Origin of the sequence: Pseudomonas sp. FH4 (assembly GCF_000510915.2) — a bacterium.
In the GTDB taxonomy this organism is placed as follows: domain Bacteria; phylum Pseudomonadota; class Gammaproteobacteria; order Pseudomonadales; family Pseudomonadaceae; genus Aquipseudomonas; species Aquipseudomonas brenneri.
Map to the genome: position 1 here is coordinate 33355 of NZ_AOHN01000047.1, position 20097 is coordinate 53451.

The window sequence follows — 20097 nt, forward strand, 5'->3', positions numbered from 1 at the left end:
CGGCGGGGTGAAAAAGAGGATCGCGCTTTAACGGATGAAGAAAGAGCGCGTTGGTGCGGTATTACCGTTGCTTAGAACACGTACTGCACACGGCCGACGATCGAATCACCGCTGTCATCGCCATTGGCGTTGGTGATCTTGTCGGTGCTGACCTTGCTGTAGTTCAGGGACAGCTTGACTGCTTCGTTGGCGTACCAGTTCACACCCAGGGTGTTCACGTTGGCCTTGGCGTCGCCGGTTTCGCGGGTAGCGCTGCTGACGACGATGTTCTTGTCATCAACCTTGATGTTGTCGTAGCGGTAGAACACTTCCCAGGCGCCGTATTGCTTGTTCTCGGGCTTGATCGCGTCGAACTTGCCGCCATCGAGCTTGTAGGCACGGGATTCGCCGGTCAGGGTGTACGCCAGTTGGCCGTAGAAGCCGCTGGTTTTCACGTCCTGGTAGGCGTTGCTGTCAGCTTTCATCTTGCGGCTCAGGGCTTCAGCCTGTACCGAGAATGGACCGCTGGCGAAGGCAAATTCACCACCGAACACGGTATCGGTGTCGTAGGCGCCCACTGCTGTCAGGTTGCTGGCGTTAAGGCCCACACCGCCGCCGAAGGTAGCGCGGTTGCCGTTGGTACCGGCATCGTTACCACCGGTGGTAGCCACGCCACGAGCGCCAAGACGCGGGCGGATGCGGGAGTCGAAGGCCGCGTCGTTCAAGTCACGCGCCGCTACGTTCAAGCCGAAGTGCAGGACGTTGCCGCCTTTGTTCATCGGTGCCAGCACGATACGGCCGTTGAATTGCTTCACGCCCTTGCCGTCTTCGTCGTTGATGTCCTTGGAGGCCAGGCTGGCGGAGCCGTAGAACAGATCAGCCGCAGTGCCGCTGACCTGGATGCCCATGCCGTTTTCGTGGGTGTTGACCCAGTCTGCAACCTCGTAGGCCGAGTTACGCTCCATGGCGGTGATCCACTTGGAGCTGGTGGCTTTTTCCAGGCCGAAATCCGGGTCAAAACGACCGACGCGGATGGTTACCGGCTTGAAGCCCACGTAGGACATGGACGCTTCGTCGAAGTAACCGTCGTCGGAGTTACCCGAGTTGTGGGAGAAGTCGTAGTTGAGCTGGTATTTGAAATCCTTGTAGACGGTGCCACCCAGTTCCAGGAAGGCGCGACGGAAATAAGCGGCGTCGCCCGAGTCACCGTTCTTGGTGTAGAAGCCGTCAAATGTGCCGTAATCGGCTTGCAAGCGACCACCCAGCTTGAAGCTGAAGTTCTGGTCGGTCGTAGCAACCTCAAGGCCGCCCTTGGTTTTGACAACGATATCGGCGCCGTCAGTAGTGACAGTACCAGCGAAAGCCTGGGCGGTAACGGCCAGGGCCAGGGCGCTGGCCGCGAAACCGGCGAAGTGCTTACGGATCATCGAAGAATTCCCCTAATTGGTGGTCTTTAGCGTTGGAAAACACACGGGTTCTGGCCCGCTGGTGTTGGGAGGGGATCTTGGCGAGGGGATATTTCAGACAAGTTGCCAGAAGATAAATATTTTATTACAGGGGAACTTTCTTACAACCAGGAGACATAAGCGCAACGCCATGGCCGGCGCGGGCTTGAGCTGGAAAAGTACGAAAAATGCCAGGTGAAAAAAAGGTGAAAAAAACTTACAAACCTGCAATGTTTTCCACCCAAAAGCGTTTCAGGGACGCAAAAAAGCCCGCGACGGGGACATCGCAGGCTTGGGGTGCTACGGACAGTTCAGGGATCAGGAGTTGCGTTTAAGCTCCGCGGCCAGGCGTTCGGCCAACGCTTGGGCATCGCTCACTTCTGGCTCAGGCAAGATGCGCAACGTAGCCTGCATCAGACGCATCTGGCGGATGAAACGCCGGCAATTGGCACAGAACAACAAGTGATGGCGCATAAGCAGGCGCTCACGAAAGGTCAGTTGCCCATCGAGAAAATCGCTGGAGCGCGCCACTTGTTCTTTGCAGGTCAACATTCGCCGGTTTCCTCGAAATGCTCCACCGTAGCGAAGACTTTAAGCCGCGCCCGATGCAGCAGTACTCGCACATTGGAGAGCGAGATCTCCAGAAGATTACAAATTTCCTCCAACTCCAGTCCCTGACGCTCGCGTAACAGCAGCACGCTGCTTTGCAGCTCGGAAAGACTCAGCAACGTGTGCTCCAGGCACTCGCGCAGCTCGTTTTCGGTCAACAGTGCTTCGGGCGTGTCTTCATGCCAGGCGAACGGCGCGACCAGCCAATGACCGTCACCGGCAGCAAAGCGCTCATCACCAATGGTCCCGTGGGGCGACGGCAGGTCGTCCAGCAACACCTCTCGCCGGTTCTGCTTGTAGCGCCCCTTGGCCGAATTGGCGGTGATGGTCAGCAGCCAGGTCTTGAGGCTGGAGCGCCCCTCAAACCTGGCAAGGCTGCGCACCACTGAGAGCCAGGCGTCCTGGACCACTTCGTCGGCATGGCGCTGGCCAACGATAGCGTAGGCCACCGCACGCATCGCACTCTGATAGGTGGTGACCAATTCCTTGTAGGCCCGCTGTTCGCCCTTGAGCAGGCGTTCAAGCAGGTGCGCGTCGTCGGCTGCTGCCATTCAGAACCTCATTGTGCAGGATATGACCGCAATTGCCTGTAGGCGCTAGTTCCTAGCGCTTGCGCAGGATCACGCTACCAATCGAATACCCGGCGCCAAACGAGCTGAGTACCGCCAGCGCGCCCTTGGGCAGGTCGTCCTGATAGGTGTGGAACGCGATCACCGAACCCGCCGAACTGGTGTTGGCGTAGGTGTCGAGGATCACCGGTGCCTCTTCGATCTCGGCCTCACGGCCCAGCAATTTCTTGACGATCAGGTGGTTCATGCTCAGGTTGGCCTGGTGCAGCCAGAAGCGCTTCACGTCCGTGATGCTCAACTGGTTTTCAACCAGGTGCTGGCCGATCAGCTCGGCAACCATCGGGCAGACATCACGGAAGACTTTGCGGCCTTCTTGCACGAAAAGCTTGTCTGGTGCGCCAATCCCCTCTTCCGCCGCGCGGTTGAGAAAGCCGAAATTATTGCGGATGGTATTGGAGAATTTGGTCAGCAACTTGGTGCTGACGATGTCGAACTGATACTCGGACGTGGCCAGGTCGGCGCGCTCCAGAATCACTGCCGTGGCCGCATCGCCAAAGATGAAATGGCTGTCACGGTCACGGAAGTTCAGGTGGCCGGTGCAAATCTCCGGGTTGACCATCAGGATCGCCCGGGCCTGGCCCAGTTGGATGCTGTTGCAGGCGTTCTGGATGCCGAAAGTGGCCGAAGAACAGGCCACGTTCATGTCAAAACCGAACCCCTGGATGCCCAGGGCTTCCTGGACTTCGATGGCGATGGCCGGATAGGCCCGTTGCAGGTTGGAGCAGGCAACGATCACCCCGTCGATATCGGCGGCCGTCTTGCCGGCACGCTGCAAGGCTTGCTCGGCGGCGCCCACGGCCATCTGGCAGAGGATCGACCACTCGTCATTGGAGCGCTCGGGCAAGCGTGGGGTCATGCGCTTGGGGTCCAGGATGCCTTCCTTGTCCATGACAAAGCGGCTCTTGATACCCGAAGCCTTTTCGATAAAGGCGGCGCTGGATTCGGTCAACGCCTGAACGTCACCCTGCTCGATGGCCACGGCGTTGTCGGCATTGAACTGTTGAACGTAAGCATTGAAAGACTGCACCAGCTCTTCGTTGGAGATGCTGTTGGCCGGGGTATACAGGCCTGTGCCGCTGATGACGACGTTATGCACGGTCGTTCCTCTAAATCTGTTCAGGCAGAAGGGATTGGTACCGTCGTACCAAACCGTAAGTCGTTCTAGTCCGCCGCGCGGACATCAAACGGGGAAACGCTTTTCCCGGCGCGTCGAGGCTGATACAGCCAATCTAGACGATCCTGGCATTTATAGCGGCGAAGTTTGCCATAAACCGGGGGGTTTGGCGCCTGTCACGCGCGCACCTGCCCCCGGTATTGCAGGTCAAGGCTCGACCTGGCTCCACTGTTTGCTCAAGCGCTTGTCGGAAATCGGTACCTTGGTGCCCAACTGCTGGGCAAACAACGACACCCGGTACTCCTCCAGCCACCAGCGGTAGAGTTCCAGCTGCGGGTCGCGCTTGCCTTCCTGGGTGTGTTTGTTCAGGCGTGTCTGGTACTGGCTCCACAGGCCACTCAACTCGCCGCTCCAGACCCGGTCCTTCTGCACCTGGCTGGGCAGTTTCTCCAGGCGCAGCTCGATGGCCTTGAGATAGCGCGGCAGTTCCTTGAACCACTGCGCCGGGGTTTCGCGCACAAAGCCCGGGTACACCAGATTGCTCAGTTGCTGCTTGATATCGTTGAGTGCCACGGCCTGGGCCAGGTCGATCTTGCCCTTGAAACGCTTTTGCAGGCCATGCCACAGCTTCAATACTTCCAGGGTCAAGCGCGCCAGGCGTTCGGCATGTTCGGTCCAACTGCCGCGTTTGCGCTCGGCCAGGGCTGCCAGGCCCGCGCCATCCCTGGGCAGGCTGGCCTCGCCCTCCAGCACACAGGTGTCGAGACTGGCCAGCAGGATGTCTTCCACCAGGGCGTCGATACGTCCCAGCTCGCGATACATCAGCCCCAGCTCGGTCAGACCCGGCAGTTTGCCGCGCAGGAATTTTGCCGGCTCGGCCAATTGCTGCATCAACAAACGCTGCAAGGCTCGTCGATGCTGGAACTCGGCTTCGGCAGCAGTAGAGAAACGTCCTTCCTTGACCGTACCGTTTTCCTCCACCAATGCCGGATACACCGTCATCGACAACCCGGCAATCTTCTGCTGGGTGGTCTCGGCCACGGCGGCGAAGACCTTGGCCTCCACCGGCTGCTGGCTTTTGGCAGTCTGTGGCACCGCCAGGGCGGCCTGGCTGGCTTCGACAAAACGTGCGGTCAGCGCTGCCAGGTCGCGGCCCTCACCGAGGAACTTGCCCTGGGCGTCAACCACTTCAAGGTTCATCTTCAGGTGGTTTTCCACCTGCTGCGCGGCTTCGCTCCAGGCTTCATCGCTGACCCGCGCCCCGGTCATGCGCAGCAGTTCGCGCCCCAGCGCCTGGGGCAGCGAGCCCTGGGCAAATTCGATACGTTGCAGCGCAGCCTTGACGAAATCCGGCACCGGCACGAAGTTCTTGCGCAGGGCCTTGGGCAGGTTGCGCACCAGGGCAATGCACTTGGCCTCGATCAGCCCGGGCACCAGCCATTCCAGGCGCTCAGCGGGCAAAGCCGGCAACAGCGGCGCCGGCACGCGCAAGGTCACGCCGTCGCGGGGGTGGTTGGGTTCAAAGTGATAACTCAAGGCCAGGGCCAGGTCACCCAGGTGCAATGTATCCGGATAATGCGCAGCGGTGACTTCACTGGCCTCACGGGCCAGCACGTCTTCTTCGCGCATGATCAGCAGTTGCGGGTCTTTCTGGCTGGTGATTTTGTACCAACTGTCAAACGTCGCCGTCTGGTGGATCTCCGCCGGCAGGCGTGCGTCATAGAAGGCGTACAGGGTTTCTTCGTCGGCCAGGATATCGCGGCGCCGGGCCTTGGCTTCCAGTTCGTCCAATTGCTCCAGCAACTGCTGATTGGCCACCAGGCACTTGGCCCGGGACTGGATCTCGCCACGCACCAGGCCTTCACGAATAAACAGCTCGCGCGACACCACCGGGTCCACCGGCCCGTAATGCACTGGCCGGCGCCCCACCACAATCAGGCCAAACAGAGTGATCTGTTCAAAGGCCACGACCTGGCCGCGCTTCTTTTCCCAATGGGGTTCGAAGTGGTTTTTCTTGATCAAATGCCCGGCCAGCGGTTCGATCCAGTCGGCATCGATCTTGGCCACCATGCGCGCATACAACTTGGTGGTTTCCACCAGCTCGGCAGTCATCAGCCACTGCGGGCGCTTCTTGCCGATCCCCGATGAGGGGTGGATCCAGAAGCGCCGCTGACGAGCACCGAGATAGTCGCCGTCTTCGGTTTTCTGGCCGATCTGGCTGAGCAGGCCGGACAGCACCGCCTTGTGCAGTTTCGGGAAATCCGCCGGTTCCTTGTTGACCGTCAGCTGCATGTCGCGACAGATCAGGCTCAACTGGCGATGGGAATCGCGCCACTCGCGCAGGCGCAGGTAGTTGAGGAAGTTCTTGCGACACCAGTTGCGCAACGGGCTGGCGGTCAACTCCTGGCGCTGCTCTTCAAAGCCGCGCCACAGGTTGACCAGCCCGGCGAAGTCCGAGTCCGGATCCTTCCATTGCGCGTGGGCCTGGTCGGCGGCCTGCTGGCGCTCCGGCGGACGCTCGCGCGGGTCCTGGATCGACATGGCACTGGCGACGATCAACACTTCCTGCAAACTGCCGAGCTTGGCCGCCTCCAGCAACATGCGGCCCATGCGCGGGTCCACTGGCAGACGCGCCAGTTGCCGACCCAGGGGCGTCAGCTGGCTGTTGCGATCAACCGCCGAAAGTTCTTGCAGCAAGTTGAAGCCATCGCTGATGGCCTTGCCATCCGGTGGCTCGATAAACGGGAAGTCGGTGATTTCGCCCAGGCGCAGGTGCAGCATCTGCAGGATGACCGCCGCCAGGTTGGTGCGCAGGATCTCCGGGTCGGTAAATTCCGGGCGCCCGATAAAATCTTCTTCACTGTACAGGCGCACGCAAATGCCCGGCTCGACCCGGCCGCAACGGCCTTTACGCTGGTTGGCGCTGGCCTGGGAAATCGCCTCGATCGGCAGGCGCTGGACCTTGGCGCGGTAGCTGTAGCGGCTGATGCGTGCGGTACCGCTATCGATCACGTAGCGGATGCCCGGCACCGTCAGCGAGGTCTCGGCAACGTTGGTCGCCAGCACCACGCGCCGCCCCGGATGGGACTGGAAAATGCGCTGCTGTTCGGCCGGCGACAGGCGCGCGTACAACGGCAGGATTTCCGTGTGCTTGAGCTGGGCCTTGCGCAGCATATCGGCGGCATCGCGAATCTCGCGCTCACCAGGCAGGAACACCAGCACATCGCCCGGGCTCTTGCGCTCGCTGCGTTCAAAAGCGGCGATTTCATCGAGGGTGGCGAGGATCGCCTGGTCCACGGTCAAGTCGTCTTCGACGCGGTTACCTTCCTCGTCCTGCTCCAGGGTTAGCGGGCGGTACCAGGTTTCCACCGGGAACGTACGCCCCGAGACCTCGACAATCGGCGCATCGTCGAAGTGCTTGGAAAAGCGCTCCAGGTCGATGGTGGCCGACGTGATGATGACTTTCAGGTCCGGACGACGTGGCAGCAGGGTTTTCAGGTAACCCAGCAAAAAGTCGATGTTCAGGCTGCGTTCGTGGGCCTCGTCGACGATGATCGTGTCGTAGCGTTCGAGGTAGCGATCATTCTGGGTCTCGGCCAGCAGGATGCCGTCGGTCATCAGCTTGATCAGGGTGTTGGAATCGCTCTGGTCCTCGAACCGCACCTGATAGCCGACCAGCGCGCCCAAAGGCGTCGCCAGTTCTTCGGCAACCCGGCTCGCCACACTGCGTGCCGCAATACGCCGGGGCTGGGTATGGCCGATCAAGCCGTACTGGCCGCGACCGATTTCCAGGCAGATCTTCGGCAACTGCGTGGTTTTACCCGAGCCGGTCTCGCCCGCAATGATCAGCACCTGATGCTTTTGCAGTGCCGCCTTGATTTCGTCGCGCTTGGCGGCGATGGGCAGGCTGTCGTCATAGCGAATCTGCGGCACGCTGGCACCACGCGCCGTCACCTGGGCACAGGACGCCTGCATACGCACCACCCATTGCGCCAGCTTCTCCTCATCGGGCTTCTTGCGCAGCTCAAGCAACTGCCGACGCAAGCGGTGGCGGTCAGCGAGCATGGCGTGATCGAGGTTTTTCAGGAGTTGGTCGATAGCGGGCGCTTGGTCAGTCATCAGGTACTTTGGAGGTCGTCTATTAATGCACGGCCGGCAATTGTGGCAGAAAAGCAGTGGCTAGCGGCAAGCTTCAAGCGGCAAGTAAGAGCCGTTGCGCGTTTACTTGCCGCTTGAAGCTTGCCGCTTATAGCTGCTCCTTCCTGCGATACGGGAATACATCAATCACCTTCCCCGCCCGAATCGCCTCTTGCAGGCCTTTCCAGTAGTCGGCGTTGTACAACTCGCCGTGCAACTCATCAAACAAGCGTCGCTGCCCGGCATCGGCGAACAGGAACGGTGGGAATTCTTCGGGGAACACGTCCAGCGGGCCGATGGAGTACCAGGGCTCGGAGGCCATTTCATCCTCCGGGGTGCGCGGGGCCGGGATATGGCGGAAGTTGGCCTCGGTCAGAAAGCAGATCTCGTCATAGTCGTAGAACACCACGCGACCATGGCGGGTGACGCCAAAGTTTTTCAGCAGCATGTCGCCGGGAAAGATATTGGCCGCCGCCAGTTGCTTGATCGCCAGGCCGTAGTCTTCCAGGGCTTCGCGTACCTGGGCTTCGTTGGCGTTCTCCAGGTAGAGGTTGAGCGGGGTCATGCGCCGTTCGGTCCAGCAGTGGCGAATCAATACTGTGTCGCCTTCCACCTCGACCGTGCCAGCGGCCACTTCCAGCAACTCGGCCAGACATTCGGGCTCGAACTTGCTCAAGGGGAAACGGAAGTCGGCGAACTCCTGGGTGTCGGCCATGCGCCCGACCCGGTCGACACTTTTGACCAGGCGGTACTTCTCGATCACCGTGGCACGGTTGACGTTTTTCGACGGCGAGAAACGGTCCTTGATGATCTTGAACACGGTGTTGAACCCGGGCAGGGTGAACACGCTCATGACCATCCCGCGCACGCCCGGCGCCATGATGAACTGGTCGTCGGTGCTGGCCAGGTGGTTGATCAGCGCACGATAGAACTCCGACTTGCCGTGCTTGTAGAAGCCAATGGAGGTGTACAGCTCGGCGATGTGCTTGCCCGGCAGGATGCGCTTGAGAAAGCCGATGAACTCCGCTGGCACCGGCACATCCACCATGAAATAGGAACGGGTGAACGAGAAGATGATCGACACATCGGCTTCGTCGGTGATCAACGCGTCGATGCGAATGCCCTGGCCTTCGCGGTGCAGCAGTGGGATGACCAGCGGCCATTGTTCATCGCGGGTGTAGAGGCGGCCCACGAGGTACGCGCCCTTGTTGCGATAGAGCACCGAGGAAAACAGTTCGACGTTGAGGTCCGGGTCCTTGCACACCCAATCCGGCAAGTTCTCGCGCAACTGCGCTTCGAGGCGCTGCAGGTCAGCGGGCAGGTCGGCGTAGGGCTCGCTGAAGCGGTAGTCGCTGAAAATCTGCTCCAGCATGCCCGCCAGTTGGCCCTGGGGCTTGTAGGTGCGGGTTTGCGCGGCGCGGGCCCGGCGCAGGCTGGGGCGGGTGGTGTGGATGAACATGCAGCCGTCGCTGATCAGGTCATGACTGAACAGCCCGCAAAAAATCGAGTTGTACCAGGTCTCGGACAGTTCATCGTCAAACCGCAGGTCGATCAGGCTGATATAGGCGCTCTTGACCAGGGGCCAGGACTGGATATCCAGCAGCGCCTCCTCGTCAAAGGTTGCCCGCAGGCGCGTGGTGACTTCACCGACCTTCTCTTCATACAGGTTGATCCGCGCCGCCGAGGCGGTTTGCGCCTCTTGCCACTGGGCCTTTTCAAAACGCTCGCGAGCGCCGTCGGTGATCTGGCGAAAGTGCTCGCGGTAATCGTCGAAGCCATCAAGGATCATCTGTGCGATGGACTGCGCGGTGTCGATGGCAGGCGTTTGCTGCGGCATGTCGGAGACCTCTGCGGGCATTCGGAAGACCTGAGATTAGCCAGTGTGCGCAAACAGGAGAAGTACAATTTTTGCAGGACGATGTGCCACGGATAAGGGCGACTCAAACAATTGTCGCGTCTGGCGGCAGACCTCTATGGCCTGGTGACGCGCTTTACTCTGTAGGAACAAGTAAAAGATTGTGTCGGACAGGTCCCTGGGCAACACTCTCGCCCTGATTAAAAAGGAGCTGTCTGTGAGACCTGTCGACACCCTGTACCTGCTGGTACTGGCCGCCATCTGGGGCGCGAGTTTTCTGTTCATGCGCATTATCGCCCCCGAGATCGGCACGATCCCTACAGCATTCTTCCGCGTGTCAATTGCCGCCGCCGGCTTGCTGGTGATCCTGGCCATGCTGCGGGTGCGCTGGGACTTCCAGGGCAAATTCAAGACGGTCCTGCTGCTGGGGGTGATCAACTCGGGGATTCCCGCGACCATGTATTCGGTGGCGGCCCAGGTATTACCCGCAGGTTATTCAGCGATTTTCAACGCGACGACGCCGTTGATGGGCGTATTGATTGGCGGGCTGTTTTTCCATGAGCGGCTGACGCTGTCGAAGATTGCCGGGGTAGGCCTGGGCCTGTTCGGCGTGGGCATCCTCACGCGGGCCGGGCCGGTGGCCTTTGACCTGGAACTGCTGATGGGCGCCCTCGCCTGCCTACTGGCAACCACCTGCTATGGCTTCGCCGGTTTCCTGGCGCGGCGCTGGCTGGATCAACAGGGTGGCCTGGACAGCCGTCTTTCGGCATTGGGCAGCATGCTCGGCGCCACCTTGTTTCTATTACCGTGGTTTGGCTGGAGCGCCCTCAGTCATCCGCCCGCCAGTTGGGGCGGCTGGAATGTGTGGTTGTCGCTGCTCGGTTTGGGGCTGCTGTGTACGGCATTTGCCTACATCCTGTACTTCCGCCTGCTGACGGCCATCGGGCCGGTCAAGTCGATGACCGTCACCTTCATGATTCCGCCGTTTGGGGTGTTGTGGGGGGCGTTGCTGCTGGATGAGCCGTTGTCCATGGCCCATCTGTATGGCGGGCTGTTGATCGCGGGGGCGCTGTGGCTGGTGCTACGCCCTGGGAAACTGATCAAAACCGCGTAGGAGCCGGCTTGCCGGCTCCTACGCGGGGTATCAGGCTTTACGGAAGACGAACACCAGACCGATGATGATCAACCCCATCCCCATCACACTCAGCAACGCCAGCCGATTACCAAAGATCAGGTAATCCATCACAGCGGTGACGGCCGGCACCAGGTAGAACAAACTGGTGACATTCACCAGGTTGCCCCGTGCAATCAGGCGGTACAGCAACAGCGTCGCCAACAGTGACACCACCAGCCCCATCCACAGCACCGGCAGGTAGAAGCCGCTGTTGTGCTCGAAATGAAAAGGCTGGAACGGCACAAACACCGCACACAACAACAAACCCGCCAGGTATTGCACCGGCAAGGTGCCCAGTGGGTTATCGGTGATGCGCTTTTGCATGATCGAGCCCAGGGTCATGCTCGCCAGCGCCAGCAAGCCGAAAAGCATCCCGGCCAGGGACATGCCGGCCAGACCGATGCCCTGGTACACCACCATGATCAGGCCCGCCAACCCCAGCGCCAGGCCGAACATCCGGCGCCACGAGCGCTGGCGCTCCATCAGCACCACGGTGAGGATCGGTTGCACGCCCATGATGGTTGCCATCACGCCGGGGGTGACCTTCAGGTCCAGGGCCAACAGATAAAAAATCTGATAGGCGCCCAACAACACCAACCCGGTGGCCGCCGCATACCACAGCGGTTTACCCGGGCGTGGCAACTTGAGCCTGAGGACCGGCACCAGCACCACCAGACCCGCCAGGGCAATGGCAAAGCGGATCAGCAGGAAAGCAAAGGGTGACGCATGGGCCAGGCCCAGCTTGGAAAAAATCGCCCCGCTGCTCCACAGCAGGACAAACAGGCTCGTCGAGGCCGCCGCGGCCACGGATTGTTTCGAAAGAACAGACATGATGAACACCTGTAGTCAGGCAAAAAGCCAACTCAGCCAAGGCTGAAATTCAGTAGGTTCGGTACAGGCGGGCAACGGGCAACAGCGATCTGCTGATCAGCCCGAAATGCCAACACCCGGCGGTGATACGACTGCGTACACCGGCGTGCTACTGACAGGTGGGGGGTAATGACTGATCTGCGCAGGCTGCTGGCTCCCACACGGCACGACCGCAGCGTTGACCGCTGAATCGACTACCGCTATGCGTTGGGAAGCAGGCATGGGCTGATCTTTTTTGAAGGGATTTAAAGGTGTCGTGAAACACCTGGCGTCGACTATAACCAGCCGGTGACACGCTTTGCAATGGCTTTGCCAAAAGGCCAGTAAGGACAGGCGGCTGATCAGTGCCTAGGCTCGAAAAACCCACCCATTATTACTCAAGAGCATCGATGCCACGACCACACACCTTTCTCAGGTATCAACTAAACAGATCCAAAACTAGGAACATTGCCAACGCAACACTTGCCCGGCTGCCGCCATCCACAAGGCAAACCAAGCACACAGGCATCGACCTACAGGGAGTCAGGCTCGAAGCCATCGATACGGCAGCACTGAACGCTTATCACACTTGGGAATCCAGCCACTTTTCATGGGATGACGTCGTACAGTGGAAAGCGAAAGAGCTGATGTATTTCGACTTAGCGATCTGGTTGGATCTTGAACTCTGCGGGTTGTGTTTCGCTAACCCGAACCACAGCCGTATGCGGATGCGAGTTGTACGACTGGAAGCAACGCCAGGAGGCACACATTCATTACGCGGGTACATCGCCCCTCTCGCGTTAATGGCCGTTGAACACTACGCGCAGATAGTCGGCAGCAAGACCATTGAAATACAGGAACCGATGCAGGGAGCGGTCCCTACCTACGAAAAGCTCGGTTTTGCATTCGATGCGTCGGGCAGGCTTGCAAAGGACATAACCTGAACCTAGCATCATGCAAATCGCTCAATTAATGATCACTTTGGAGACACCATGAAAGGTCTCATCAAAACCAAATCAGGCAAGAGCAAAAAAGCACACCGTGCCCCTGACCGGAACAACGGGCGACCTGCTGAAGTTGACCCGCGCATTATCCAGGCGCTACTTGAGGGCGTTGACGAGCCGCAAGGCGTGCTGGCAGGACGCATGTAATCCGGCACATAAAAAAACGCTCTGATAAAGAGCGTTTTTTTATTTCGGATGCCAGTATCAGCCAAACAACCAATAACCCAGCGCCACCAACACCACCACTGCCAGCACCGGCCGCATGACGCGATAGGCTTTGGGGTGCTTGCGCTTCCACTGCTTGACCACACCACTGAAACGATCGCTGAAGCCCTTGCTCCAGGCATAGGCCTGGTTGATCCCGCCCACACGCTCGTCATCCAGGTTCTGTGGTGCGGTTGCGCGGCCCAACTGGGCACTGACCCAACGGTTGATACGAGTCATCAACCGGTTGCTCAAAGGCCGCTCGATGTCACAGAACAGAATCACCCGGGTTTTCTCGGTTTCGTTCTTCACCCAGTGCACGTAGGTTTCGTCGAACATCACATCTTCACCATCGCGCCAGGCATAGATCTGGCCATCGACGAAAATGCGGCAGTCGTCGGAGTTGGGTGTCGACAACCCCAGGTGATAACGCAGGGACCCGGCAAACGGGTCGCGATGCGGGTTAAGGTGGCTGCCACCCGGCAACAGCGCAAACATAGCGCCCTTGACGTTGGGGATACTGCTGACCAGGGCCACGGTTTTCGGGCACAGCAACTCAGCCGATGGCAGCGGTTTGTCGTACCACTTGAGGTAGAAGCGCTTCCAGCCCTTCTTGAAGAACGAGCCAAAACCGGCGTCGTTGTTCTTCTCGGCGGCGCGGATATAGCCTTCGTCAAACAGATGCATGGCCTCGTCGCGGATCACTTCCCAGTTGTCCTTGAGCACATCCAGTTCCGGGAACTTGCTGCGGTCCAGGTAAGGCTTGGACGGCACGCCCGAGAAGATGTACATCAAGGCGTTATACGGGGCGAACAGCGCCGAATGGTTGACGAACTGGCGCAGCACCGGCAAACGCGCCTTGCCGCGCAGATGCACGTAAAGCGTACTGCCGATAAACAGCAGCAGCACCGACAGCTTGGCGGCCAAAGAAAAGGTCATGCAGCAACTCCTGGAAATAGCCTCCCGGCAGCGGGAAACCAGACATAGCAGCCGGCCATGATAAACATTCCAGGCCGGAGGAAAAACCCGCGATAGACAACAATCCGTTTTAAGGGGGGCGCGGCGAGTAATCAATTATGCATAAGGGGCTTAAAAACGGGCTGATTTGGATCAACCCGTTTTCTGTAGGAGCGAGCGTGTTTGCAAGGGGCATTCAGGCGAAGAATGAAAACGGTACGCGTGCCTTCTGATTAGACGCGGCGCCTTCAGGGTCTTCGCGAGCAAGCTCGCTCCTACAGGGTCAGGCCTGGGTTTCCTGATCGGTGAACAGATCGCTGAAGAGCATGCTCGACAGGTAACGCTCGCCGGAGTCCGGCAGGATCACCACGATGGTCTTGCCCTGCATTTCCGGTGTCTCGGCCAGGCGCACCGCTACTGCCATCGCCGCACCACAGGAAATCCCGCACAGGATGCCTTCTTCCTGCATCAACCGCAGGGCCATGGCCTTGGATTCATCGTCACTGACCAACTCCACCCGGTCGACCATCGACAGATCGAGGTTCTTCGGCACAAAACCCGCGCCAATGCCCTGGATTTTGTGGGGGCTGGGCTTGATTTCCTCACCGGCCAGCGCCTGGGTAATCACCGGCGAGCTGATCGGCTCCACCGCCACCGAGAGGATCGGCTTGCCCGCCGTGTTCTTGATATAGCGCGAAACACCTGTGATGGTCCCCCCCGTGCCGACACCTGCTACCAGCACATCCACAGCGCCATCGGTGTCATTCCAGATTTCCGGGCCGGTGGTTTTTTCATGGATGGCCGGGTTGGCCGGGTTGTCGAACTGGGCCGGCATAAAGTAGGTCGCCGGGTCGCTGGCAAGGATTTCGCCGGCTTTCTCGATGGCGCCTTTCATGCCCTTGGCCGGCTCGGTCAGCACCAGTTCGGCCCCCAGTGCCTTGAGCACCTTGCGCCGTTCGATGCTCATGGACGCCGGCATGGTCAGCAGCAACTTGTAGCCACGGGCAGCGGCAACAAAGGCCAGGCCAATCCCGGTGTTGCCCGAAGTCGGCTCGACGATGGTCATGCCCGGCTTGAGTCGGCCGCTGCTTTCCGCGTCCCAGATCATGTTCGCGCCAATCCGGCACTTCACCGAATACCCAGGGTTACGCCCTTCGATCTTGGCCAGGATGGTCACGCCACGCGGCGCGATACGGTTGATCTGAACCAGGGGCGTGTTACCGATGGAGTGCGCGTTGTCTGCAAAAATGCGGCTCATGGCGGGGTCCTTTAGGCGGTGTTCAAGAAGGCAACAAGGGTATGCCTCGTACTCCAAGGCGTCCAGTCGAGGAACGTTGCCGGCTCCTGCGCAGTCAACCGCCTATACACCGGGAAGAAAAACCAATGCCGATTAACCCTGGCGTGACTGGTCATTCAGAGACTGAATAACCCGTCTGCGTTCACAGTCGCCGGGGCTGCGCGGTATAGTCGCAGCCATGCTGACTACCGGCGTCACGTTCGAGGATTGATAGATGAAGTTCGAAGGCACCCAGGCCTACGTTGCCACCGATGACCTGAAACTGGCCGTCAACGCCGCCATCACGCTGGAGCGCCCGCTGCTGGTCAAGGGCGAGCCGGGCACCGGCAAGACCATGCTCGCCGAGCAACTGGCCGAATCGTTCGGCGCACGCTTGATCACCTGGCACATCAAGTCCACCACCAAGGCACATCAAGGCCTGTATGAATACGATGCGGTCAGCCGCCTGCGCGACTCGCAGTTGGGCGTGGACAAGGTCCATGACGTGCGCAACTACCTGAAGAAGGGCAAGCTGTGGGAGGCTTTCGAGTCCGAGGAGCGGGTGATCCTGCTGATCGACGAGATCGACAAGGCCGATATCGAGTTCCCCAACGACCTGTTGCAAGAACTCGACAAGATGGAGTTCTACGTCTACGAAATCGACGAGACCATCAAGGCCAAGAAACGCCCGATCATCATCATTACCTCCAACAACGAGAAAGAGCTGCCGGATGCGTTCCTGCGTCGCTGCTTCTTCCACTACATCGCCTTCCCCGACCGCACCACCCTGCAGAAAATCGTCGACGTGCATTACCCGGACATCAAGAAAGACCTGGTCAGCGAAGCGCTGGACGTGTTCTTCGACGTGCGCAAGGTGCCGGGCCTGAAGAAAAAACCCTCCACCTCCGAACTGGTGGACTGGCTCAAGCTGCTGATGGCCGACAATATCGGCGAAGCAGTGCTGCGCGAGCGTGATCCGACCAAGGCCATCCCGCCACTGGCCGGCGCCCTGGTGAAAAACGAGCAGGATGTGCAACTGCTTGAACGCCTGGCGTTCATGAGCCGTCGCGGCACTCGATAAGGGCTTCTGCCATGTTGCTCAACCTGTTCAATGAAATGCGTGCAGCCAAGGTACCGGTTTCGGTGCGTGAACTGCTGGACCTGATCAACGCCCTGAAACAGCGGGTGACCTTCGCCGACATGGACGAGTTTTACTACTTGTCCCGGGCGATCCTGGTGAAGGACGAGCGTCATTTCGACAAGTTCGACCGAGCCTTCGGCGCCTACTTCAATGGCCTGGAAAAACTCGACGATCACTTGCAGGCCCTGATTCCCGAAGACTGGCTGCGCAAGGAGTTCGAACGCTCGCTGAGCGCTGAAGAACGCGCGCAGATCCAGTCCCTGGGCGGCCTGGACAAGCTGATCGAAGAGTTCAAGAAACGCCTGGAAGAACAAAAGGAACGCCACGCCGGCGGCAACAAGTGGATCGGCACCGGCGGCACCAGCCCGTTCGGTTCCGGCGGTTTCAACCCCGAGGGCATCCGCGTGGGCGATGCCGGCCAGCGCCAGGGCAAGGCGGTCAAGGTCTGGGACCAGCGCGAGTACAAGAACCTCGATGATTCGGTGGAGCTGGGCACACGCAATATCAAGGTCGCGCTGCGCCGCTTGCGCAAATTCGCGCGTCAGGGTGCGGCCGAAGAGCTGGATATCGACGGCACCATCGACCACACCGCCCGCGATGCCGGCCTGCTGAATATCCAGATGCGTCCGGAACGGCGCAACACGGTCAAGTTGCTGTTGCTGTTCGACATCGGCGGCTCGATGGATGCCCATGTGAAGATCTGCGAGGAACTGTTCTCGGCCTGCAAGACCGAGTTCAAGCACCTGGAGTACTTCTACTTCCACAACTTTGTTTATGAGTCGGTGTGGAAGAACAACATGCGCCGCACCTCCGAGCGCACCTCGACCCAGGATTTGCTGCACAAGTACGGCGCCGACTACAAGGTGATCTTCATCGGCGACGCGGCCATGGCCCCCTACGAAATCACCCAGGCCGGGGGCAGCGTGGAGCACTGGAACGAGGAGCCGGGGTATGTATGGATGCAGCGGTTCATGGAGAAGTACAAGAAGCTGATCTGGATTAACCCGTACCCGAAAGATACCTGGGGCTATACCTCGTCGACCAATATCGTGCGCGATTTGATCGAGGACCAGATGTATCCGCTGACCTTGCGGGGGCTTGAAGAGGGGATGCGTTTTCTCTCTAAATAGGCGGTGAATTCACTGACGCTATCGCAGGCAAGCCAGCTCCCACATGGAATGCATTCACATACTTTACTGTGTGAGCGCAGTTTAAATGTGGGAACTGGCTTACCTGCAATGCCTTTAGCGGTTCGTAAATCGCTGCAAATAGCTCAGATGCTCACGGTGCGCCGTCTCTTGCATCACCGGCGCCAACCGCACCTTCTCCCCCGGCAAGCACTGCGCCAGGCGCGCCAATGACAACGGTGTCAACGCGCCCAATCGCGGGTAGCCACCAATCGTCTGCCGGTCATTGAGCAAGACAATCGGCTGCCCATCGGGCGGCACCTGAATCGCACCCAAGGGAATGCCTTCAGAGATCAACGACGGCCCCTGATGCTGCAACGGCGTGCCCAGCAAGCGCATACCCATGCGGTCGGCACGGCTGTCCAGGGTCCATTCGGTATTGAACACATCGAACAGACTCTGGCCACTGAACTGGCCGATCTGCGCGCCAAGGATCACCTCCAGGGACGCCGCTGGGGGCAACCGCTCAACAGGCAACTCCCGTAAATGAGTGCCCGTGCCGGAATACACCAGGGATGCGCCTTCAGCCAGGGCGCGGCCAAAACCATCCAGCCCGCCCAAGGCTTCACGTGCGACGCTGGCACAACTGCCCAGCACCTTGGGTGCATCAAAACCACCTGGCGCCGCCAGGTAAGCCCGCGCTCCACTGTGGGGTTGGGTGAAACGCAAACGCTGGCCTTTTTGCAGAATGAAACTACGCCCAGGGCTGATGGCACGCTCATCGATGTACGCCCCCAGGTCAGCACCGGCCAGGGCCAGCACGCAATAGTCCTCGGCCAGTACGGTAAAACCGCCCAAGGTGATTTCCACCACCGGCACATCCAATGGATTGCCCAGCAGCCAATTGGCCCAGGACATCGACACCCAATCCAGCGCGCCACCCTGGGTCACGCCCAGATGCCGCACACCAAAGCGCCCGGCATCCTGCAACAGGCATAACGCGGTGCTGGCCTCGATCAACAAGCGGCTCATGCCTGGGCCTCCAAGGGCGTGTCATCGCCACCCAGGTTGATAAATTCAGCACGTCCAATGGCTTCGAAACGCACGCTGTCGCCCGGCTGCACCAAGCTGTAGCCATCGCGCTCACGGTCGAACAATTTGGCCGGGGTGCGGCCAATCAGGTTCCAGCCGCCAGGGGATTCCACCGGATAGGCTGCGGTCTGCCGCTCGGCGATGCCGACACTGCCTGGCGCCACCCGTTTGCGCGGGGTGCCTAGACGTGGCGCGGCAAGCTGTTCTTCCACCAGCCCCATAAAGGCAAAACCCGGGGCAAACCCGAGGGCGAAGACCTGGTATTGATGCTGGCTGTGGCGGCGGATCACCTCGTTGACCTCAAGCCCGCTACGCCGTGCGAGCAAGGCCAGTTCAGGGCCGACGCTCAGGTCGTACCACACCGGCAATACATGACACTGCCCACTACCCTGGGCCTGTGGCTGCAAGTCCGTCAGAGCCTGATCGATCAATTCACGGGCCTGTGTCGGACTCAACGCCAGCAGGTCGTAATGCACCATCAGGGTCGTGTAGGACGGCACCAAATCCACCAGCGCTGCGCCAAACCCTTCACGCAACCGACGCGTAGCGGCGAGCATCCAGGGCATGTTGTCTTCAGCGATCACCTCAAACAGGCGCACCATCAAACAATCGATGGCCACTACTTCAATCCGTGGCTTCATTGTGGCCTCAACGCCTGGCGAATACGCTGCACCGCCGCCACCGAGCTGGCGTTATCGCCATGCACGCAAAGGGTGTTGGCCTGCAACAGCAGCGGGCTGCCATCGCTGGCGACCAGGGTTTCGCCACGGGCAATGGTCAGGGCTTGCTGGAGGATGACCTGCGCATCGTGATGCACAGCTCCCGGCAACTGGCGCGAGACCAGATGCCCGGCATTGTCGTAGGCACGGTCGGCAAAGGCTTCGAACCACAGGGTCACGCCGTACTCATCACCCAGGGCCTGGGCAGCACGATTGTCACGGGTGGCCATCAGCATCAACGGCAGGCTGGCGTCGTACGCTGCCACGGCCTGGATCACCGCGCGCAATTGCGCAGGCTTGGCCATCATGTCGTTGTACATCGCGCCATGGGGTTTGACGTAGCTGACACGACCGCCCTGGGCCCGGCAAATACCGTCGAGGGCACCGATCTGGTAATGCAGCAGGTCCTGGAGTTCCTGGGGCGCATACGCCATGGAGCGGCGGCCAAAGCCTGCCAGGTCCTGATAGGCCGGGTGCGCACCGATTTGCACGCCATGCTGCAGTGCCAGGGCGACAGTCTTGCGCATGATGCTCGGATCGCCAGCATGGAAACCGCAGGCAATATTGGCGCAATCAATGAATGGCATGACTTCGGCATCCAGACCCATGGTCCAGGCGCCAAAGCTTTCGCCGATGTCGCAATTCAGTAGCAGGCGGCTCACGGTGAGGACTCCTGTAGGCTTTATTTTTTTGTAGTGTGGGATCTTTTACCAAGATCCCGCAATGATGTTGTCCTGAGCCCCGACGACGCTTATCGTGAGACAGCCCGATTTTTGGCGCGCAGCC

17 protein-coding genes are annotated in these 20097 nt (G+C 59.8%); 5 read left to right on the plus strand and 12 right to left on the minus strand.

The window, feature by feature from the left end; all coding sequences use genetic code 11:
- Positions 1-71: 71 nt before the first annotated feature.
- From H097_RS26240 to aceK, 6 genes are all read right to left on the minus strand, one after another.
- On the minus strand, positions 72-1406 hold the full coding sequence (locus H097_RS26240) for an OprO/OprP family phosphate-selective porin (RefSeq protein WP_032863481.1): 1335 nt from the start codon (positions 1404-1406) through the stop codon (positions 72-74).
- A 336-nt stretch (positions 1407-1742) separates the two neighbouring features.
- The gene (locus H097_RS26245; protein ID WP_032863482.1) at positions 1743-1976 is read right to left on the minus strand and encodes a zf-HC2 domain-containing protein; all 234 of its coding nucleotides are present in this window, start codon (positions 1974-1976) and stop codon (positions 1743-1745) included.
- Positions 1970-2584 carry an RNA polymerase sigma factor gene (locus H097_RS26250; protein WP_032863483.1) on the minus strand — a complete coding sequence of 205 codons (615 nt, stop codon included), beginning with the start codon at positions 2582-2584 and terminating at the stop codon, positions 1970-1972. The genes H097_RS26245 and H097_RS26250 overlap by 7 nt, the downstream gene beginning before the upstream one ends.
- Positions 2585-2636: 52 nt before the next feature.
- Positions 2637-3758 carry a beta-ketoacyl-ACP synthase III gene (locus tag H097_RS26255; protein WP_032863484.1) on the minus strand — a complete coding sequence of 374 codons (1122 nt, stop codon included), beginning with the start codon at positions 3756-3758 and terminating at the stop codon, positions 2637-2639.
- A 225-nt stretch (positions 3759-3983) separates the two neighbouring features.
- Positions 3984-7895: an ATP-dependent RNA helicase HrpA gene (hrpA, locus tag H097_RS26260; RefSeq protein ID WP_032863485.1), complete on the minus strand. Its 3912-nt coding sequence runs from the start codon at positions 7893-7895 to the stop codon at positions 3984-3986.
- Positions 7896-8022: 127 nt separating this feature from the next.
- Entirely contained in the window at positions 8023-9750 is a 1728-nt protein-coding gene (aceK, locus tag H097_RS26265) for a bifunctional isocitrate dehydrogenase kinase/phosphatase (RefSeq protein ID WP_032863538.1), read from the minus strand.
- 235 nt (positions 9751-9985) lie between these two features.
- Between aceK and H097_RS26270 the strand changes: the two genes are divergently transcribed.
- Positions 9986-10882 (plus strand): DMT family transporter, encoded by an 897-nt coding sequence (locus H097_RS26270; protein WP_032863486.1) that lies wholly within the window; start codon positions 9986-9988, stop codon positions 10880-10882.
- Positions 10883-10912: 30 nt separating this feature from the next.
- Here the strand turns inward: H097_RS26270 and H097_RS26275 are convergent, their stop codons facing one another.
- Positions 10913-11773 (minus strand): DMT family transporter, encoded by an 861-nt coding sequence (locus tag H097_RS26275; RefSeq protein WP_032863487.1) that lies wholly within the window; start codon positions 11771-11773, stop codon positions 10913-10915.
- A gap of 428 nt (positions 11774-12201) precedes the next feature.
- On the opposite strand from H097_RS26275, the gene H097_RS26280 reads away from it, so the two are divergent.
- Both H097_RS26280 and H097_RS28285 read left to right on the plus strand, forming a co-directional pair.
- Positions 12202-12735, plus strand: a complete 534-nt coding sequence (locus tag H097_RS26280; protein ID WP_032863488.1) for a hypothetical protein — start codon at positions 12202-12204, stop codon at positions 12733-12735.
- A gap of 48 nt (positions 12736-12783) precedes the next feature.
- Positions 12784-12942 carry a hypothetical protein gene (locus H097_RS28285; protein ID WP_156356829.1) on the plus strand — a complete coding sequence of 53 codons (159 nt, stop codon included), beginning with the start codon at positions 12784-12786 and terminating at the stop codon, positions 12940-12942.
- 57 nt (positions 12943-12999) lie between these two features.
- On the opposite strand, the gene H097_RS26285 is transcribed toward H097_RS28285, so the two are convergent.
- Together H097_RS26285 and cysK are read right to left on the minus strand one after the other, a co-directional pair.
- Positions 13000-13938, minus strand: coding sequence for an aspartyl/asparaginyl beta-hydroxylase domain-containing protein (locus H097_RS26285; RefSeq protein ID WP_032863489.1), 939 nt, complete (start codon positions 13936-13938; stop codon positions 13000-13002).
- A 301-nt stretch (positions 13939-14239) separates the two neighbouring features.
- Positions 14240-15214, minus strand: coding sequence for a cysteine synthase A (cysK, locus tag H097_RS26290; RefSeq protein WP_032863490.1), 975 nt, complete (start codon positions 15212-15214; stop codon positions 14240-14242).
- 253 nt (positions 15215-15467) lie between these two features.
- Here cysK and H097_RS26295 point away from each other — a divergent pair, with 253 nt between their 5' ends.
- Positions 15468-16313: a MoxR family ATPase gene (locus H097_RS26295; protein ID WP_029292347.1), complete on the plus strand. Its 846-nt coding sequence runs from the start codon at positions 15468-15470 to the stop codon at positions 16311-16313.
- 11 nt (positions 16314-16324) lie between these two features.
- Positions 16325-17503 (plus strand): VWA domain-containing protein, encoded by a 1179-nt coding sequence (locus tag H097_RS26300; protein ID WP_032863491.1) that lies wholly within the window; start codon positions 16325-16327, stop codon positions 17501-17503.
- Positions 17504-17617: 114 nt separating this feature from the next.
- Here H097_RS26300 and H097_RS26305 read toward each other — a convergent pair whose 3' ends face one another.
- Genes H097_RS26305 through H097_RS26315 form a run of 3 tightly spaced genes read right to left on the minus strand, consistent with a single transcriptional unit; the run spans position 17618 to position 19973 of the window.
- On the minus strand, positions 17618-18532 hold the full coding sequence (locus H097_RS26305; protein WP_032863492.1) for a biotin-dependent carboxyltransferase family protein: 915 nt from the start codon (positions 18530-18532) through the stop codon (positions 17618-17620).
- Entirely contained in the window at positions 18529-19233 is a 705-nt protein-coding gene (locus tag H097_RS26310) for an allophanate hydrolase subunit 1 (protein WP_032863493.1), read from the minus strand. The genes H097_RS26305 and H097_RS26310 overlap by 4 nt, the downstream gene beginning before the upstream one ends.
- The gene (locus H097_RS26315) at positions 19230-19973 is read right to left on the minus strand and encodes a 5-oxoprolinase subunit PxpA (protein ID WP_032863494.1); all 744 of its coding nucleotides are present in this window, start codon (positions 19971-19973) and stop codon (positions 19230-19232) included. Before H097_RS26315 ends, H097_RS26310 begins: the two co-directional genes overlap by 4 nt.
- Between the last annotated feature and the right edge of the window lie 124 nt (positions 19974-20097).

What these genes read in the sequence shown, in the direction of transcription:
- H097_RS28285 (WP_156356829.1), top strand. Translation starts at nt 12,784, where the DNA reads ATGAAAGGTCTCATCAAAACCAAATCAGGCAAGAGCAAAAAAGCACAC.
- H097_RS26240 (WP_032863481.1), bottom strand. Translation starts at nt 1,406, where the DNA reads ATGATCCGTAAGCACTTCGCCGGTTTCGCGGCCAGCGCCCTGGCCCTG.
- aceK (WP_032863538.1), bottom strand. Translation starts at nt 9,750, where the DNA reads ATGCCGCAGCAAACGCCTGCCATCGACACCGCGCAGTCCATCGCACAG.
- H097_RS26305 (WP_032863492.1), bottom strand. Translation starts at nt 18,532, where the DNA reads ATGAGCCGCTTGTTGATCGAGGCCAGCACCGCGTTATGCCTGTTGCAG.
- cysK (WP_032863490.1), bottom strand. Translation starts at nt 15,214, where the DNA reads ATGAGCCGCATTTTTGCAGACAACGCGCACTCCATCGGTAACACGCCC.
- H097_RS26295 (WP_029292347.1), top strand. Translation starts at nt 15,468, where the DNA reads ATGAAGTTCGAAGGCACCCAGGCCTACGTTGCCACCGATGACCTGAAA.
- H097_RS26245 (WP_032863482.1), bottom strand. Translation starts at nt 1,976, where the DNA reads ATGTTGACCTGCAAAGAACAAGTGGCGCGCTCCAGCGATTTTCTCGAT.
- H097_RS26275 (WP_032863487.1), bottom strand. Translation starts at nt 11,773, where the DNA reads ATGTCTGTTCTTTCGAAACAATCCGTGGCCGCGGCGGCCTCGACGAGC.
- H097_RS26250 (WP_032863483.1), bottom strand. Translation starts at nt 2,584, where the DNA reads ATGGCAGCAGCCGACGACGCGCACCTGCTTGAACGCCTGCTCAAGGGC.
- H097_RS26280 (WP_032863488.1), top strand. Translation starts at nt 12,202, where the DNA reads ATGCCACGACCACACACCTTTCTCAGGTATCAACTAAACAGATCCAAA.
- H097_RS26310 (WP_032863493.1), bottom strand. Translation starts at nt 19,233, where the DNA reads ATGAAGCCACGGATTGAAGTAGTGGCCATCGATTGTTTGATGGTGCGC.
- H097_RS26300 (WP_032863491.1), top strand. Translation starts at nt 16,325, where the DNA reads ATGTTGCTCAACCTGTTCAATGAAATGCGTGCAGCCAAGGTACCGGTT.
- hrpA (WP_032863485.1), bottom strand. Translation starts at nt 7,895, where the DNA reads ATGACTGACCAAGCGCCCGCTATCGACCAACTCCTGAAAAACCTCGAT.
- H097_RS26285 (WP_032863489.1), bottom strand. Translation starts at nt 13,938, where the DNA reads ATGACCTTTTCTTTGGCCGCCAAGCTGTCGGTGCTGCTGCTGTTTATC.